Below are 15,313 nucleotides of genomic sequence, written 5' to 3' on the forward strand. Positions count from 1 at the left end.
CTAAAGCCAGGACTTAAGCCCAGTTTGCCATTTCTTTTTCGAGATTCTGGACGATGGTCTCGAAGAATTGTTCGGTGGTCTGCCAATCCTGACCAGGGCCGATCAGCAGCGCCAGATCCTTGGTCATGTGGCCGTTTTCGACCGTCTGGATGCACACCCGCTCAAGCATTTCGGCAAACTTCACCACGTCGGGCGTGTTGTCGAAGCGGCCACGATACATCAACCCGCGCGTCCATGCGAAGATCGAGGCGATCGGGTTGGTCGATGTCGATTTGCCCTGCTGATGCTGGCGGTAATGGCGGGTGACGGTGCCGTGCGCGGCTTCGGCTTCCACGGTCTTGCCATCCGGGCTGAGCAGCACCGAAGTCATCAGGCCGAGCGAGCCGAACCCTTGGGCCACGGTATCCGACTGCACATCGCCATCGTAGTTCTTGCACGCCCACACGAACTTGCCCGACCACTTGAGTGCGGATGCGACCATGTCGTCGATCAGGCGGTGTTCGTAGACCATGTTCTTGGCCTTGAACTTCTCGGCGAAGCCTTCGTTGTCGAACACTTCCTGGAACAGATCCTTGAAGCGCCCGTCATAGGCTTTCATGATGGTGTTCTTGGTCGACAGGTACACCGGCCAGCCGAGGTTGAGGCCATAGTTGAAGCTGGCGCGGGCAAAGTCGCGGATCGAATCGTCGAGGTTGTACATCGCCATCGCCACACCGGCGCTGGGGAAATCGAACACGTCGAGATCGATCTTGGTGCCGTCCTCGCCGTCGAACACCAGGCGCAGCTTGCCGGGGCCGGGGATCAGGGTGTCGGTTGCCTTGTACTGGTCGCCGAAGGCATGGCGGCCGACCACGATCGGATCGGTCCAGCCCGGTACCAGGCGCGGCACGTTGTCGATCACGATCGGTTCGCGGAACACCACGCCGCCCAGAATGTTGCGGATCGTGCCGTTGGGCGACTTCCACATCTTCTTGAGGCTGAATTCCTCGACCCGCTGTTCATCCGGAGTGATCGTCGCGCACTTCACGCCGACGCCGTGTTCCTTGATCGCGTTGGCCGAATCGATCGTGACCTGATCGTCGGTCGCATCGCGATGTTCGATCGACAGGTCGTAATAACGCAGGTCAATGTCGAGATAGGGCAGGATCAGCCTTTCGCGAATCCACTGCCAAATGATCCTGGTCATTTCGTCGCCGTCAAGCTCGACGACCGGGTTTGCGACTTTGATTTTCTGCATGGCTATTAGGCCCCATTCTCATCGCCCGTCCGCGGGCTGTCTGTGAGTGAACAGGATGTCGTGAAAGATCCCGCGCGGGCTTTAGCAGGGCTTGGCGCGCTTGCAAGCCGGGTCCCCTGCAAGTGATTTGCAAAATCCGCAGCGTCTGGTGGCCTGCACGGCAGGTCGTGCCGGTGCGCCGATCAGGCGACGCCGCGTGATGCGGGCGAGGCAGCAGAATCTTGGCCGTCCGAAGCGGATTCGGCGCTTGCCGCCCGCAACAGGTCGGCCATGCCGGGAACGGTGATGCTGCGATCGCCGCCGAAATCCTCGCGCACCACGATCAAGCCGCCGCGTTCGAGGTGATCGAGCAAGCGGCGCACGCGGCTGGGCGACGAACTGCCGTAGAGCCGGGCCAGTTCGCCTTCATCGGGCATCGGCGCGTCGCGCGCTGCTGCCACCAGAATGGCGAGATAGGGGGCGAGGACATCGTCATCCACCGCGCCCGCCATGGCTTCGATCTGTGCGCGTGCCGGTGCGGCCAGACGTTCGACCCCCGCGACCTCGAAGGCGAACAGGCGGCGGAAGCGGGCAAGGTCGACATGCGCGCTGGCAACGCCTTGCTGGCGGCAGCGAATCGCGAAATCGCGGAACAGCGCCGTGGCCGGGCGGAATGTGGAGCCATCGCTGGCAGCGATTTCGCGCACAATGTCGGCTATGCCGGGTGCGCTCTCATCGTCACTGCTAGCGGGGCTGACGGCACGCAGCCGGGGCGGGGGCGCATCCGGTGCTTGCGGTTTGTTAGTATCGGCTTCGGCTTGGCTGACCATCGGTGTCAGCGGCGGCTTTGCCTCAGGCACAGGCAGCGTCGGCACCGATTTCAAAGCCTGCTCCAGATCGGCCGCCGGTCGGGGCGGCGGCGCAGGCGCTTTGCGTGCCGACTGATCGCTTGCCGCTTCGGCGAGCCGATCATTGAGCAGCGCCTCCATTTCCTCGCCAGGCGCATCGGGCAGAGGCAGCAGTACCTGGGCGGCATTTTTTCCCGCAGTGCGAACCGGGCCGATCTGCACGGCCACCGGGCGTCGGCTGATAGCGGGGCCAAGGCCGAGGAATTGCCCGCGCTGCAAATCGCGAATGCGCTCCGCCTGCCGCCGGTCCATGCCGAGCAGATCGGCGGCGCGCTGCATGTCGATATCGAGAAACGTTCGGCCCATCAGGAAGTTCGAAGCTTCCGCTGCAACGTTCTTGGCCAGTTTGGCCAGCCGCTGGGTGGCGACGATCCCGGCCAGCCCGCGCTTGCGCCCGCGGCACATCAGGTTGGTCATCGCCGACAGCGTCATGCGGCGGGTATCGTCGTTCATTTCCCCGGCGGCGGCGGGCGCGAACATCTGCGCCTCGTCCACGACTACCAGCGCCGGAAACCAATGTTCGCGCGGGGCGTCGAACAGCGCGGTGAGGAACAGCGCGGCGCAGCGAATCTGCTGTTCCACCTCCAACTCCTCCAACGCCAGAACCACCGAGGCGCGGTGCTGCCGTACGCGGCCCGCCAGCGCCTCGATCTCCCGCGGGGAATAGGCGGCGGCGTCGATCACGACATGGCCGTAATGATCCGCCAGTGTCACGAAATCGCCTTCGGGGTCGATCACCACCTGCTGCACCAGCCCCGCGCATTCCTCCAGCAGACGGCGCAGCAAGTGCGACTTGCCCGATCCGGAATTGCCCTGCACCAGCAGACGCGTGGCGAGCAGCTCTTCAAGATCGATGAAGATGCTTTGCCCGGCATTGTCCCGGCCCATGTCGATTGCTGCGCTCACCCATCGGGCTTAGGCACACCGAGCGCAGGCGGGAAGGCGGCCCGACCAGTTTTCCAGTGATAAGGGCCAAACTGGCGCGCTAATCGCCACTTGGCGATGGGCAAAGAAAAACCCCGCCAACTCCATGGAGTTGCGGGGCTTTTGCGATGGTGGGCGTAGCAAGGATTGAACTTGCGACCCCTACGATGTCAACATAGTGCTCTACCACTGAGCTATACGCCCGCACCATCGGAAGCGGCGCCTCTTGTCGAAGCGGAGGCGGCCATTACCGCAGCACCGATCAGGGTGCAAGTGATTCGGGCAGGCTTAACCGGCCTCCTCGAATGCCCGCTCCACTTCCAGCACCAGATCGCGCAGGTGGAACGGTTTGGATAGCACTCGTGCGCTCGGCTGTTCGCGGCTCGCCCGTAACGATACCGCGGCAAAGCCGGTGATGAACATCACTTTGGTGTGCGGAGATATTTCGGCGCAGCGCTGCGCCAGTTCGATGCCGTCCATTTCGGGCATGACGATGTCGGACAGCAGCAGATCGAAGTCGCCGGTTTCGAGCAGGGGAATGGCCTCGGTGCCGCGATCGACCGCACTCACACGGTAACCGGCATTGGTCAGCGCGCGTTCGAGATAGGTGCGCATCGCCTCTTCATCTTCGGCGAGCAGGATGTGCGGGGCATTGGTTCCGGTCATGAACGGCAACTAACATGGCCGGCTTAAGAAATCTTTGTCCGCAGCTGCGAAACACCGGTGGAGGGCACCGGTGTGCGGCATCAGGCTTTGACAGACAGACGCAAAAGCTTCAGCACATTTGCCCAGATGCCTCTCTCACCGCCCGGTACCCACGAACCTGCCGCCTTTCCGCAAGGCGACGAACTACGCGTGAGCGGAGGGCGGGTGCCGGGACTGGACGATGTTCCGGCGTATAGTTTCGTCGTGCCACGACGGATGCGCCTGCCCGTGCTGGTGGCCGTGCCGCACGCGGGCCGTGCCTATCCACCGCAGGTGACAGCCCGGATGCGCGATCCGCTGGCAGCGCAATTGCGGCTGGAGGATCGCTTTGTCGACCGGCTCGGCATCGCAATCGCCAAAGCCACCGGGGCGGGCCTGCTGATCGCGCATGCGCCCCGCGCGCTGCTCGATCTGAACCGGGCCGAGGACGACATTGATTGGGACATGGTCGAAGGCGGACGACCCGAAAATCTGTCGCCGCAGTCGCAGAGCGGACCTGCCTGCAATCGCCGCGCGCGCAGCGGGCTGGGACTGGTGCCGCGGCGCCTGCCGGGCTCGGGCGAGATCTGGCGCGGGCGGATTGCGCGCACTGAGCTGACAGCGCGAATAGCCGGGATTCACCGCGCCTATCACGCCTTTCTTGCCGGCGAACTCGCCCGGATTCGTGCCGATTGGGGCGCAGCTTTGCTGATCGATCTGCACTCGATGCCTCCGCTGCGCGCCGCCGAGGGCGAGGACGAAGCGCCGCAGATCGTTCTGGGCGACAGGTTCGGAATCACCTGCCATCACGGGCTGATGGCCAGCGCACTGCGTCATTTCGAAGCGCGGGGGTGCGCCGCCGCGCAAAACCGGCCCTATTCGGGCGGCTATGTGCTTGATCGTCACGGTTCTCCCCAGACCGGAGTCCACGCGATGCAGGTTGAGGTGTGCCGCACGACCTATCTTGACCACCGCTTGGCCGAGCCGGGCGCCGGGTTGGCATCGATGGCGAGCCTGCTTGCATCGCTGGTGCGGGAAACCGGGGCAGAGACCTCTTTGCTCGGCGGAGGCAGTGACCTGTTGCAGGCGGCCGAATAGCCGCCGGAGCAGGGCACAACGAACCACCCCGATGCATGAGGGGGGATTGCACGGGGTGGTCAAGGTTCAGGGGATTGCGCTTTTTAGCGCCTCGTCGGCGGACGCATGAGGGAGAACGCCGCCGACAACCCCGAAATAGGAAACGGGCGGCCCGTTTCAACCGGTGCCGCCCGTCATCCCTAAATCATGCGATGCAAGCTTGCCGCAGTGCGACGAGCCGTGCGCTCAGTTAAGCGCGCCCTGCGGTGCCGTCTGCGACACCGGCACCTTGCCAAGCGCCATCTGCCGCTCGAACAGCGTCCGCATCAGGTTCAGCGAGAACAGGTGGGCGTGGATCAGGATCAGCATCCCGTTCTTGTTCAACGCATCCAGCGTTTCGATCGGCAGTTCGCGCAGCTTGGCTTCGTCCACCATGCGGAAGCCGCGATAGACGAACGGGGTGTCGGGCTTATCGTTGCGGGTGATCGCGATCTCGCCGTCCATCAGGATGTCGAGCTTGGCCAATTCGTCCATGAACGCCTTGGTGCGCTGACCGGCTTCTTCGAAACGGCGGCAGAATTCGAGCACGCCTTGCGTGTATTCGGTCGGCTCGGCCTTATCGTTGAAGAAGGCAATGCCTTCATCGCGCTTGCTGATGAAATCGACGGTCGGATCGAAGCAAAGCGAGAGATCGTCCGCATCCGGCCGCAGGCGGGCCAGCATGAACGGGTAACGCCGAACATAGGCCGGAACATAGACCTGGCTGGTCAGCTTGTTGTTTTCATCCATGAAGGTGTTCACGCCTTCATTCAGGCCGAACAGCGCGATCGGAAGCGGATTGTCGCCTGCGGTGAACACGATCGGGTAATTGCGCTGGGCATCGATGAATTCGTCGCTGGTCAGCGGAACCGCGTGGGTCTGGGCAAGGAACGCTGCACCCTCTGCCGTCCCGACCTTCCAATCGGAATGGTCGCGACTGTTGAGCGGAAGCAGGTCTTTGTAGAACAGCGGAAGTTGCGGTTGCGGCGCGCTGGCCATGGTTTCGTCTCCGGAAAAAATCAGTTGCGGGTGATCCCTGCGGCAGGCTCCCCCCGCCGGACGCGGCGCCTGTAGGCTTTTGCGGCTTCAGGTGCAAGCCGCAGGGGTAGACATCAACAGCTTGCCCGGGTTGAGCAGGCCCATCGGATCGAGCGCCTGCTTGACGCTGGTCATCATCGCCAGCGCCACCGGATCATGCAAGCGGGCAAGTTCCGCCACCTTCATCTGGCCGATCCCGTGTTCGGCACTGATCGAACCTCCCCATTCGCTCACCAGGTCATGAACCCGCGCGCTGACCGCCTTGCCTTGCGTTTCTTCCCATGTTCCGCGCGTGGCTCCGGCGGGCGCAAGGACATGAAAATGCACGTTACCGTCCCCCAGATGTCCGAAAGCGACGGCGCAGGTGCCGGGAAACTCCGCCTCGATCAGCGGGCTGGCAGCAAGGATGAATTCGGGCATCTTTTCCACGGGCACGGAGATATCGTGCTGCATAGCCGGGCCCAATGCGCGTTCAGCAGCCGAGATCGAATCCCGCAAGTGCCAGAAATCCTCGCCCTGACGGTCATTCGCGGCAATCACCGCGTCTGCGAATAGCCCCTCATCGAGCGCTGCGGCGAGGCTGATTTCGAGCCGTTCGCGCAAAGCGGCGCTGTCGTTGCTGGCGGAGACACATTCGATCAGCGCGTTCCATGCGTGCCGGTCGGTTAAGGGCGCGCGTGCGGACGGCTGGTGAGCCAGCACGCTGTCAAGGCAGTGGGCGGGCACCACTTCGAAGCCTTCGAGCGCCTCGCCCAGATCGAGCTCCACGCGGCGCAACAGGCTGCGTGCAGAAGTGATCGATGCAAGGCCCGCCCAAGCCGTCACCCGTCCGACGGGCGCGGGCAACAGCCTGAGCGTCACCGCGGTGACAATCCCCAAGGTGCCTTCGGAACCGATCAGCAACTGCTTCAGATCAAACCCGCGATTGTCCTTCTTGAGCGGAGTGAGGGCGTCGAACACCTCGCCGTTCGCTAGCACGGCTTCCAGCCCCAGCACCTGCGTACGCATTGTGCCGTGGCGCAGCACCTGCGTGCCGCCCGCATTGGTCGAAACCAGCCCGCCGATGGTGGCCGAGCCTTTGCCCCCGAGCGTCAGCGGGAACCGCATACCGGCTTCTTGCGCGGTGTCATGCAGATGCTGAAGGATGACGCCTGCCTCACATACGATCTGCCCGGCATCGGCGTCGAAGCTGCGAATCCGGTTCATTCGCCTGAGGCTCAGCAGCAGCGCATTGCCGGTTTCGTCTGGGGTGGCGCCGCCCGCCATCCCGCTATTGCCGCCTTGCGGGACAATCGGCACACGGTGCGCGGCACAAAGGCCGACTAGCTTGGCGACTTCCTGCGTGGTCGCGGGAGATGCCATTGCCAGCGCGCGCCCCGTGTAGCGCCCGCGCCAGTCGGTCAGCCATCCATCCATCCGTTCTGGATCGGTGGTGATCCCCCGCGGGCCGAGCAGCCTTGCCGCTTCATCGAGAAAAGTGCGGGCGTGAACGGTGGTCTGCATTGTTGCTCCCCTGCCACAGTCCATTGCAAATGCGCCAGCGGTTTTGCGCTTGGCTGTCGTCCAGTTAAGGCACGGTTCAATTGCCGCCGTTAGGGCAGACGGCGCTCGCTCCCGCCAGTTGCAGCACGATCCCGCCCTTCGAGGAGAGATTTTTCTAGCCATGCCCAGCCTGCTTGCCCTGACAGCGCCTGCAACGCTGCTGCTGCCGATGGCTGTGGGCGCGGTGCTGCCGGAGCACGGCGAATCTGCCGCTGGCCGGGAGCGTTGGTCCGCGCTGCAATGCGATGCTGTTGCACTGCAGGGCGAGCCGAAGGTCAACCCGCTCTCGACACTGCGCGCATCCCAGACCGCTCGCCAGGTGCGGATCGAACAGCGCGTGGTTGTAAGGATTGCGCCGCGGCAGTCAGCCGCACGTCAGAACATGCTGGCCGAGCTTCCCCAGCGCGCGATCGCTCCCCGGTTCGAGGAGGCGCGCAAAGAAAAGTGCGTGCCCCTCGATGGTATAGCGGGCGTGCAGACTGGCAGCGGCAACCGGCTGGTGCTGTTCCTGCGCGATCAGCGGATGATCTCGGTCAATCTTGAAAAGTCGTGCCGGGCGCGGGATTTCTATTCCGGGTTCTATGTTGAAAAGAACAAGGACGGCCGGCTTTGCGTCGACCGGGACAAGCTGCAATCACGCACCGGCGTCCGTTGCGAGGTCGAAGCCATGCGCCAACTGGTCGCAGCGGACGAGTGATGCACCGGTTCGCGATGGCTGCGTTTCCTTGACTTTCGCGGCGGATTGAGAGAAAGCCGCCGGGGCCGTGCGACGCTGTTTGCGCGCGTTGGCCAGCAATCACGGCAGCAACCCTGCCCGCTTACCCGGACACCACACACCGCATGACCTTCGCCGATCTCGGCCTTTCGCCCGAATTGCTCAAAGCCGTTGAGGACGCGGGCTATACAACGCCGACCGCCATTCAGGCGCAGGCGATACCCACCGTGCTGATGATGCGCGATCTGATCGGCATTGCCCAGACCGGCACTGGCAAGACCGCCAGCTTCGTGCTGCCGATGATCGATGTGATGGCGTCGGGCCGCCGCCGGGCATTGATGCCGCGCTCGCTTATCCTCGAACCGACGCGCGAATTGGCCGCGCAGGTGGCCGAGAATTTCGAGAAATACGGCAAGAACCATGATCTGAAAATGGCGCTGTTGATCGGCGGCGTGCAGATGGGCGACCAGTTGAAGGCGCTGTCCGACGGGGTTGACGTGCTGATCGCCACACCCGGACGCCTGATGGATCTGTTCGAGCGCGGCAAGATCATGCTCAACGGCTGCGAGCTGCTGGTGATCGACGAGGCCGACCGGATGCTCGACATGGGGTTCATCCCCGATATCGAGTTCATCTGCTCCAAGCTGCCCGAAACCCGTCAGACGATGCTTTTCTCGGCCACGATGCCGCCGCCGATCGAGAAGCTGTCGAAGAAGTTCCTGAACAATCCCAAGCGGATCGAAGTCAGCCGCGCCGCCTCGACCAATGCCGATATTACCGCCTTCAAGGTGCCGGTAAAGTCGCGGGCGAAGAAGGATACGTTGCGCTGGTTCCTGGAGAATGACCTGGTCGAGACCGCGATCATCTTTGCCAACCGCAAGACGACGGTGCGCGACCTGAACCAGAGCCTGACCAGGTTCGGCTTCCGCTCGAGCGAGATTCACGGTGACATGGACCAGTCGAGCCGGATCAAGGAGCTTGACCGTTTCAAGGCGGGCGAGGTCAATATCCTCGTCGCGTCGGACGTTGCCGCGCGCGGGCTGGACATCAAGGGCGTGAGCCACGTCTTCAATTACGATACCCCTTGGCACCCGGACGATTACGTCCACCGCATCGGCCGTACGGGCCGCGCCGGCGCCAAGGGGCGGGCGTTCACCTTCGTGTCCGAAGAAGACGCCGAAGCAATCGGCAATGTCGAGAAGTTGACAGGTAGCGCGATCAAGACCTTCGGCAAGGATGATGTCCGGGTCGACCTCTCCGCGGCGATCGCCAAGGCCGACGCCGCCGAAGCCGATGCGCCGACTGAAGAAGAAGCGCGTTCCCGGCGCCCTGAACGCAAGCCGCGCCGCGCCAGGGGCGCCCCGCGCGAAGAAAGCGCCGACGAAGTCCGGTCGCCGCGTGAAGAACGCGCCGAACCGACCGTGCGTGCCGCTCGGCCCCGCCGGGAAAAGGCCGGGCAAGGCACTGATCGGGTTGCTGCTGCACCCGCTGAACGCAAGCCGCGCCGCCGTGATAACGAGGACGAGGCGCCCGTGCCTCCCGGTGAATGGAACGGTCCGCGCCCGGCCTTCCTCGACAACGGCTTCGGCTGACCAGATTCTGTCCGGCGGCGTCCGGGCTTAACCTTTTCTTGGTGGTTGCGACGCTATTGCCGCCGCGTGCTGGAAAGCTTTCTCCAAGCGGCAATTGCCACCTTCAAGGGGCTGATCATCGTCGCCCCGTTCTTCGTGCTGCTTGCTTTGGTGCTGAAGAGACGGCGGGCTTTGGAGGGCCTGAAACGCGCTCGTCCGGAAATCGTCACCAATCTCGGGCTATTGCTGGTCAACGGAATGGTTGTTGTCCCGCTGGTTGCGGTTCCGCTGGCAGCATTCCGGGATGTAATTCCGCGCGTTCCTGCCCTGATCGAATTCTGGACCGGCTTGCCTGCTGCTGTGGCACTGATAGCGGCTATCATGTTGATCGATTTGGCCGCCTATTGGCGCCACCGTTTCGAGCACGGTCCGGAATTATGGCGGTTTCACGCGACCCACCACGCCGACGAGCAGATGAATTGGCTGACTTTGCGACGAAAGCACCCGCTGGGCGAATTTCTCAGTCTGTTGATCGATCTGATCCCGGTTTTACTGCTAGGCCTGCCCATCTGGGCGATCGCGGGAGCGGCGCTGGTGCGGACCGGATGGGGTTACTTCATCCACGCCGATGTGCCTTGGACCTTGGGCGCATTCGGCCAGATCATGATCTCGCCCGCCGCACACCGCCTGCACCACATCCGTGATGAGACGCTGATGGGAGCGAATTACGGTAATACCATCACGCTGTGGGACCGATTGTTCGGCACCTATACCGACCCGGCGCCCTATCTGAATTGCGAAACCGGCATCGTTGAAGGCACCCGCGACGTGGCGGGCGAGCTGCTGCGGCCTTTCGAAGCACGCTACCGGCGCGCGAAAGCGCGAACGGTTAACGAGACACCGGCGCTTTAACCCACCACCTTCACGAAACTATCCAGCACGCGCTTCTCGCCAGCGTCCTCGAACATGATGGTCAGCTTGTTGCCTTCCTGATCGATCACGCACCCGGTGCCGAACTTGTCGTGGTTGACCATCGCGCCGATCGCGACATCGCTGCGTGCGGGTGCTGCGAAACTGGCAGCGGAGCGTGTATTTTCGCGCAAACGTACAGGCCGTGTGTCATAGCCGGATGCGAGCGCCCGCTGCCAGCCGGGTCCGCGAGTCTGGGCGCGTTCGGGCCGGTCGCGGGCAACGTGGGCGAAGGGGTCTTCCTGCTCGCTCCAGTTGGCCCGCCACAGGCTTGCCCCGCCGGTAAGCGTCGTTTCCTGCTCGATGTGTTCTTCGGGCAGTTCTTCAATGAAACGGCTAGGAATGCTGCTGGTCCACTGGCCGTAGATCCGGCGGTTGGCGGCATGAAGAATTGTGCAGCGTCGCCGTGCGCGAGTGATCGCGACGTAGGCGAGGCGGCGCTCCTCCTCAAGGCTTGCCAGCCCGCCTTCGTCGATCGCGCGTTGCGACGGGAACACGCCTTCCTCCCAACCGACGCAGAAGATGTTGTCGAATTCCAGCCCCTTGGCCGCGTGAATCGTCATGATCGTCACCCGCTCGCCATCGTCGGCGCGGTCATTGTCCATGACAAGACTGACGTGTTCGAGGAAATCGCCGAGGCTTTCGTAATCCTCCATCGCCCGCGCGAGTTCCGAAAGGTTTTCGGCGCGCCCAGCGCTTTCCGGCGATCGATCGGCAGCCAGCATCGCGCTGTAGCCCGATTCCTCCAGCACCAGCCGCAGCAGGTCTGCGGGGGTTAGCGTTTCGACAGCCTCGCGCCAGTGCAGGAACTGCCGCATCAATCCGCCGATGGTGTTCGCCGCACGCGCCGGAAGCTCATCGCTGTCGGCCAGTTGCAGCGCCGCCGCCGCCAGCGGCAGGCCCATGCGGCGCGCGTGCTGGTGCATCTTCTCCAAAGCCTTGGCACCAAGCCCGCGTTTGGGGACATTGTGGATGCGCTCGAACGCCAGATCGTCCTGCGGTTGGGCGATCACCCTGAGATATGCCAGCGCATCACGTATTTCGGCGCGTTCGTAGAAGCGGAAACCCCCGATGATTCGATAATTCACCCCGATCTGGATGAAGCGATCCTCAAACTCGCGAGTCTGGTATTGCGCGCGCACAAGGATGGCGACCTTGTCGAGCGGTGCGCCTTCGCCTTCCAGCCGCTCAATCGCCTCGCCCACCCGGCGGGCTTCCTCGGGCGCGTCCCATACGCCGATAACCTTGACTTTGTCGCCGCCGCTCACCTCGGTCCACAATGTCTTGTCGTGGCGCTGCGAATTGGCGCGGATCAGCCCGGCCGCCGCGCCGAGGATGTGCGGGGTGGAGCGGTAGTTCTGTTCCAGCCGGATCACCTCGGTGCCGGGAAAATCTTTTTCGAACCGTAGGATATTGGCAACTTCGGCTCCGCGCCAGGAATAGATCGACTGGTCGTCGTCCCCCACGACGCAGATATTCTTGTGCTCCTGCGCCAGAAGTCGCAGCCATAGATACTGCACCGCGTTGGTGTCCTGATATTCGTCCACCATGATGTAACGGAAGCGGCGCTGGTAATCGGCCAGGATATCATGGTGTCCGCGCAGGATGTTGAGCATATGGAGCATCAGGTCGCCGAAATCACAGGCGTTCAGCGCCTTCAATCGCTCCTGATAGCGCGTGTAGAGCGCCGCACCCTTGCCATTGGCATAGGCCTCGTTCTCCGCCGCATCGAGATCGGCGGGGTTCAGGCCGCGGTTCTTCCACCGGTCGATCAGCCCTGCGAGTTGGCGCGCGGGCCAGCGTTTCTCATCAAGATCAGCTTCGGTGATCAGTTGTTTCAGCAAGCGGATCTGATCGTCGGTGTCGATGATGGTGTAATTGTGCTGCAATCCCACCAGTTCTGCATGGCGGCGCAGCATCTTGGCGCAGATCGAATGAAACGTGCCGAGCCATGGAATGCCCTCCGCGCCGGGGCCGAGATGATGCGCCACCCGCTCGCGCATTTCGCGGGCGGCCTTGTTGGTGAAGGTCACGCACAGAATTTGCGAGGGGTATGCGCGGCGCGTCGCCACCAGATGCGCAAGCCGCGCGGTCAGCGCCGCTGTCTTACCCGTACCCGCGCCCGCCAGCATGAGCACCGGTCCTTCCGTAGCGAGCACGGCGGCGCGCTGCGGCGGGTTCAACTGCGCAGCATAGGCGGGCATCGGAGCGCGCTGCGGCGCAGGGGAGGGCAGGTTGGTACTCATCGGTTCATGTGAACAGGTAGGGAACAATGGCGTTACGGGCAAGCCGCGAAGCGACGATTTGCCCCGGAGAGGCAGCAAGCGGAATTCAGCCTACCGTTTTTCTGCGTCGGTTCCCGTTCGGGCGTGGCCGCACCGGGATGCCCGGACCCTTGCCTGCATTGCCTCCTTCGCTGCCGTCGCCCTAATCAGGGGCTTCCGGCGGGCAGGGGACTGACCCGCCGGGTTCGACTTTGCGTTCGTCAATGCTTGGGGCAAACCTTTTGTGGAGAACCACCATGCACAAGCATCTGAATAATATGGCCCTTGCTGGAATCGCTGCAACTCTTGCAGTGGCCCCTGCTATGGTATCGGCTCAGCACATGCCGGAACAATCGACAGCGCCCGGAACGGCGATGCAGCAAACCCCGCCGATGACCCGGAGCAATCCACAGCAGCCCATGCAGCAGCGCCGCGCTGCGCCGCCCATGTCCCGGCCGATGACCGAACAGGGCACTTCGCTGACCAATGCCGAGCAGCAAAGCCTGATGGCGGCCTGGCCAGCGGAAAAGCAGGCCTCATTCAAGCAGTGGCCTGCCGCAACGCAGGACTATTTCTGGTCGCTTACGCCCGAGCGGCAGAGCATGTTCTGGGCTTTGGCCGATTCCGACAAGGTCAAACTCAGCAACATGCCCGAACAGCAGCGCGAATCCATCTGGGCGCAGATCGAGGCGCAGATGGATCCCTCGCGCAGCTAGAATTACGCTTCCGGGGCCTTCGGGTCGGCATCGGCAGCAGCCAAGCGCAACAGCGTAAGCTTGCCTTTGCCGACCCGACGCTGGCTTTCGACTTCAAGACCTTTGATGGCGACGTCTTCGGTGCCTGCGGTCTCGAGCGAGATCCACGTTTCCGCCCCGATCCAGCCCAGTCGCAGCAGCCGGTCGAGTCCAACCTCGCCTGCGCCGCTGCGGTAGGGCGGATCGACCAGAATCAGGTCAAGCGGGGCCGTGGCCGCACGCAATTGTGTGACCGATCCGGCCTCGATACGCGCCCGCAGCCCGGCACCGACCGATGCAATGTTGGTGCGGATAGCGGCGAGCGCATCGCGATCCTGCTCAACGAACAGGCAGGTGGCCGCGCCCCGTGATAAGGCCTCCAGTCCCAGCGCGCCCGATCCGGCGAACAGATCGGCGACGGTGAGATGCTCGAAACTGCCGAGGCGGCTGGTCAGCATCGAGAACAGTGTCTCGCGCATCCGGTCGGCGGTCGGCCGGGTAGCTTCACCCTTGGGCGCGATCAGCTTTCGCCCGCGCCATTCGCCTGCGACAATCCTCATGAACGCGGTCCACGCGGAGCATTGCGGGTGGGCGGTGTCCGCTTGCGCGATTTCGAGCCGGAGCCGCCACGCGGTTTGCCCGAACCATCGGGCCTCTTGCGCGGGGCGGCTGCGGTTGCCGGCCTGGCTGTATCAGCAGCCTTGGCAGGTTTACGGGGAAACGACGGGTCATCGGCGGCTTTGCGCGGGGCTGGGCGCGCAGCCGGACCTTTGCGTGCCGGGGGGCGGGCAGGACGCGGCGGCTTAACCGCGACGGCTTCCTTGTCCGCCTTTTTCACCCCGCCGCGCGGGATTGGTACGCCGGTCATCTCGGACAGGAACCGCGCCACGGGCTTCCCGGTTAGCTCCACCGCCTGACCACGCGGCAGATCGCCCAAGTTGAACGGGCCGTATCCGGTGCGGATCAGGCGATTGACCTTCAGGCCGAGATGTTCGAGCACGCGGCGTACTTCGCGGTTCTTGCCTTCGGTGATGGTCATTTCTACCCACAGATTGCGGCCTGAACTGCGTTCGAGATTGGCGTCGATCGAGCCGTAGCGCACGCCTTCGATCTCCACCCCGTCCATCAGGTCTTCGAGCTGGCTTTGCGTAACTACGCCGAACGCACGAGCGCGGTAGGTGCGCGGGACGAGCGACGATGGCAGCTCCATCATGCGCTTAAGCCCGCCATCATTGGTCAGCAGCAGCAGCCCTTCGGTGTTGAGATCGAGCCGCCCGATCGGCACCAGCCGCCCGGTGTCCTTGGGCAGGGCGTTCCGCAGCGCGGTATAGATCGTCGGCCGGCCCGCAGGATCGCGCTCGGCAGTGATCAGCCCGGCGGGCTTGTGAAACGCGAACAATCGCGTCGGCTCGGCGGCGGTCACGGGTTTGCCGTCAACGCTCACACCGGCGAGGTTCGGAAGGATCGTCGCCGGCGTATCCAGCACCTTGCCGTCCAGCGCCACGCGGCCCTCGGCGATCATACGTTCGATCTCGCGGCGGCTGGCGACACCTGCGCGGGCGAGCAGCTTGGCGATGCGGTCGCCTTCGGGGCGGTTATCGGAGCGGGGCGGGGCGGTCGGCATCAAGCGCC

The 15,313-nt window shown here is 63.7% G+C and carries 12 protein-coding genes, 1 tRNA gene and 1 pseudogene; 5 read left to right on the forward strand and 9 right to left on the reverse strand.

What is annotated here, in order from left to right:
- Positions 1-13: 13 nt before the first annotated feature.
- The 4 genes from J3454_RS00590 to cpdR all read right to left on the reverse strand — a co-directional run bounded on the left by J3454_RS00590 (position 14) and on the right by cpdR (position 3,714).
- The gene (locus tag J3454_RS00590) at positions 14-1,237 is read right to left on the reverse strand and encodes an NADP-dependent isocitrate dehydrogenase (RefSeq protein ID WP_349511823.1); all 1,224 of its coding nucleotides are present in this window, start codon (positions 1,235-1,237) and stop codon (positions 14-16) included.
- Between the two features lie 182 nt (positions 1,238-1,419).
- Positions 1,420-3,030, reverse strand: a complete 1,611-nt coding sequence (locus J3454_RS00595; protein ID WP_349511824.1) for a helicase HerA domain-containing protein — start codon at positions 3,028-3,030, stop codon at positions 1,420-1,422.
- Between the two features lie 147 nt (positions 3,031-3,177).
- Positions 3,178-3,252 (reverse strand) — tRNA-Val (locus J3454_RS00600).
- 84 nt (positions 3,253-3,336) lie between these two features.
- Positions 3,337-3,714, reverse strand: a complete 378-nt coding sequence (cpdR, locus tag J3454_RS00605; protein WP_349511825.1) for a cell cycle two-component system response regulator CpdR — start codon at positions 3,712-3,714, stop codon at positions 3,337-3,339.
- 126 nt (positions 3,715-3,840) lie between these two features.
- On the opposite strand from cpdR, the gene J3454_RS00610 reads away from it, so the two are divergent.
- Positions 3,841-4,830, forward strand: coding sequence for an N-formylglutamate amidohydrolase (locus J3454_RS00610; protein ID WP_349511826.1), 990 nt, complete (start codon positions 3,841-3,843; stop codon positions 4,828-4,830).
- 225 nt (positions 4,831-5,055) lie between these two features.
- Here J3454_RS00610 and J3454_RS00615 read toward each other — a convergent pair whose 3' ends face one another.
- Together J3454_RS00615 and J3454_RS00620 are read right to left on the reverse strand one after the other, a co-directional pair.
- Positions 5,056-5,847, reverse strand: a complete 792-nt coding sequence (locus J3454_RS00615) for a SapC family protein (protein WP_349511827.1) — start codon at positions 5,845-5,847, stop codon at positions 5,056-5,058.
- A gap of 87 nt (positions 5,848-5,934) precedes the next feature.
- Positions 5,935-7,389 (reverse strand): FAD-binding oxidoreductase, encoded by a 1,455-nt coding sequence (locus J3454_RS00620; protein ID WP_349511828.1) that lies wholly within the window; start codon positions 7,387-7,389, stop codon positions 5,935-5,937.
- On the opposite strand from J3454_RS00620, the gene J3454_RS00625 reads away from it, so the two are divergent.
- The 3 genes from J3454_RS00625 to J3454_RS00635 all read left to right on the forward strand — a co-directional run bounded on the left by J3454_RS00625 (position 7,379) and on the right by J3454_RS00635 (position 10,626).
- Positions 7,379-8,125: a hypothetical protein gene (locus J3454_RS00625; RefSeq protein WP_349511829.1), complete on the forward strand. Its 747-nt coding sequence runs from the start codon at positions 7,379-7,381 to the stop codon at positions 8,123-8,125. The genes J3454_RS00620 and J3454_RS00625 overlap by 11 nt on opposite strands.
- A 143-nt stretch (positions 8,126-8,268) precedes the next feature.
- The gene (locus J3454_RS00630; RefSeq protein ID WP_349511830.1) at positions 8,269-9,735 is read left to right on the forward strand and encodes a DEAD/DEAH box helicase; all 1,467 of its coding nucleotides are present in this window, start codon (positions 8,269-8,271) and stop codon (positions 9,733-9,735) included.
- A 66-nt stretch (positions 9,736-9,801) separates the two neighbouring features.
- Complete coding sequence (locus J3454_RS00635; RefSeq protein ID WP_349511831.1) at positions 9,802-10,626, forward strand: sterol desaturase family protein; 825 nt, start codon at positions 9,802-9,804, stop codon at positions 10,624-10,626.
- Here the strand turns inward: J3454_RS00635 and J3454_RS00640 are convergent.
- The gene (locus J3454_RS00640) at positions 10,623-12,929 is read right to left on the reverse strand and encodes an ATP-dependent helicase (protein ID WP_349511832.1); all 2,307 of its coding nucleotides are present in this window, start codon (positions 12,927-12,929) and stop codon (positions 10,623-10,625) included. The two genes, J3454_RS00635 and J3454_RS00640, sit on opposite strands and share 4 nt — an antisense overlap.
- Before the next feature lie 359 nt (positions 12,930-13,288).
- Between J3454_RS00640 and J3454_RS00645 the strand changes: the two genes are divergently transcribed.
- A complete protein-coding gene (locus J3454_RS00645; RefSeq protein ID WP_349511833.1) occupies positions 13,289-13,663 on the forward strand; it encodes a hypothetical protein in 375 nt (124 codons plus the stop codon).
- A gap of 2 nt (positions 13,664-13,665) precedes the next feature.
- Here J3454_RS00645 and rsmD read toward each other — a convergent pair whose 3' ends face one another.
- Together rsmD and J3454_RS00655 are read right to left on the reverse strand one after the other, a co-directional pair.
- On the reverse strand, positions 13,666-14,241 hold the full coding sequence (gene rsmD, locus J3454_RS00650) for a 16S rRNA (guanine(966)-N(2))-methyltransferase RsmD (protein WP_349511834.1): 576 nt from the start codon (positions 14,239-14,241) through the stop codon (positions 13,666-13,668).
- A gap of 305 nt (positions 14,242-14,546) precedes the next feature.
- Positions 14,547-15,305 (reverse strand): annotated as a pseudogene (locus J3454_RS00655) (pseudouridine synthase); the annotation flags it as partial.
- Between the last annotated feature and the right edge of the window lie 8 nt (positions 15,306-15,313).

This window comes from Erythrobacter sp. NFXS35 (assembly GCF_040148725.1).
Taxonomy (GTDB): Bacteria; Pseudomonadota; Alphaproteobacteria; order Sphingomonadales; family Sphingomonadaceae; genus Erythrobacter.

Coding starts and splice junctions, on each gene's coding strand:
- J3454_RS00590 (WP_349511823.1), bottom strand. CDS start 1,237: ATGCAGAAAATCAAAGTCGCAAACCCGGTCGTCGAGCTTGACGGCGAC.
- cpdR (WP_349511825.1), bottom strand. CDS start 3,714: ATGACCGGAACCAATGCCCCGCACATCCTGCTCGCCGAAGATGAAGAG.
- J3454_RS00610 (WP_349511826.1), top strand. CDS start 3,841: ATGCCTCTCTCACCGCCCGGTACCCACGAACCTGCCGCCTTTCCGCAA.
- J3454_RS00615 (WP_349511827.1), bottom strand. CDS start 5,847: ATGGCCAGCGCGCCGCAACCGCAACTTCCGCTGTTCTACAAAGACCTG.
- J3454_RS00620 (WP_349511828.1), bottom strand. CDS start 7,389: ATGCAGACCACCGTTCACGCCCGCACTTTTCTCGATGAAGCGGCAAGG.
- J3454_RS00630 (WP_349511830.1), top strand. CDS start 8,269: ATGACCTTCGCCGATCTCGGCCTTTCGCCCGAATTGCTCAAAGCCGTT.
- J3454_RS00640 (WP_349511832.1), bottom strand. CDS start 12,929: ATGAGTACCAACCTGCCCTCCCCTGCGCCGCAGCGCGCTCCGATGCCC.
- J3454_RS00645 (WP_349511833.1), top strand. CDS start 13,289: ATGCCGGAACAATCGACAGCGCCCGGAACGGCGATGCAGCAAACCCCG.
- rsmD (WP_349511834.1), bottom strand. CDS start 14,241: ATGAGGATTGTCGCAGGCGAATGGCGCGGGCGAAAGCTGATCGCGCCC.